Source organism: Pseudomonas sp. 05T35, from assembly GCF_056396605.1.
The window spans coordinates 1-1079 of sequence record NZ_JBFTLU010000769.1 but is presented as its reverse complement, the minus strand read 5'-3'; the positions used below and the strand labels follow the sequence as shown (position 1 = coordinate 1079).

The following is a 1079-nucleotide window of genomic DNA, read 5'->3' as shown; positions in this document are numbered from 1 at the left end:
GTGTTTGCTGCTGTCGAGGACTATCAGCGTTATCTTGCCGACCTTCGAGAGCTTAAGGAGGTATTTGGGGTAAGGGTGTATGCCTACTGCCTGATGACCAATCATGTCCATTTGTTGTTGGCGCCAAGCGAATCGGTGGCAGGCCTCGGGCAGCTAATGAAGGCGCTGGCGGCGCGTGCCACTCGGTACCGTAACCGGTTGGAAGGCCGTACCGGTACGCTGTGGGAGAGTCGGTACAAGTCCAGTGTGGTGCAATCCGATACTTATCTGTTGGCATGCTGTCGCTATATTGAACTGAATCCGGTACGTGCATGCATGGTGGTCGATGCGACGGACTACCCTTGGTCGAGTTACCGGGCACGTGTAGGCGATCTGCCTGATAGCGATTGGCTAGATACTGACGCCTGTTTCGATGTGTTGGGTGATACCAGCCTGGAACGGTACAAAAATTATGAGGGTTTTGTACGACAAGCTGTTTCCAGCGAAGAAGTAAGGCTTATCCGTGAAGCTCTACAACGTGGGCAGCTAACCGGGACGGGGSGTTTCGTCGATGAAGTAGAACAGATTTCGGGGATTCGAATAGAGCGTCGAGGTCAAGGCAGGCCAAGGGAAAAGTCTGGGGTTGTAAAATAAATCTGTCCCCTTTTTGGTCGTGGATCAAAGACCTGTGGTCGGAGTTCCAAGAAGCCCTGATGCTCCTAAGATTGTTGATCCAACCAAAGGGCAGCCGAGCGTGTCACTAGAGCTTCCAAAGGTCTGGGATTCTTTGCTTGAAAAGCATTCATCGAACGCGCGAGTGCTTACGCAGGAGGAGTTATTTCATGAATTCGGACGTTGAGTATCAGTCGTTAGAAAATGATCTTTTTAATGGTTATAAGTCGGTGGCGTTGTTTGTTGTTGGTAATGAGCATTATTATGTTGTGGATGATAAGTGCAATTTTTGTATTGATGTCAGGCCTGACTATTTAACTTATGTTGAAAGCGGTCGGTTAAATGTGGCTGATTATGAAGCATCTCTTCGCCTTTTTAGGGCAGGGGTTTCCGTGTTGAATGCGGTAAATTTTCGCGAGTATATAAAT

At 48.8% G+C, this 1079-nt stretch carries 1 protein-coding gene and 1 pseudogene; both read left to right on the top strand.

Going from position 1 to position 1079, the window contains the following annotated elements:
• On the top strand, positions 1-633 hold a 633-nt coding region (locus AC1DH9_RS29685; protein WP_477809398.1), incomplete at its 5' end, for a transposase.
• Positions 634-821: 188 nt separating this feature from the next.
• Positions 822-1079 (top strand): annotated as a pseudogene (locus tag AC1DH9_RS29680) (hypothetical protein); the annotation flags it as partial.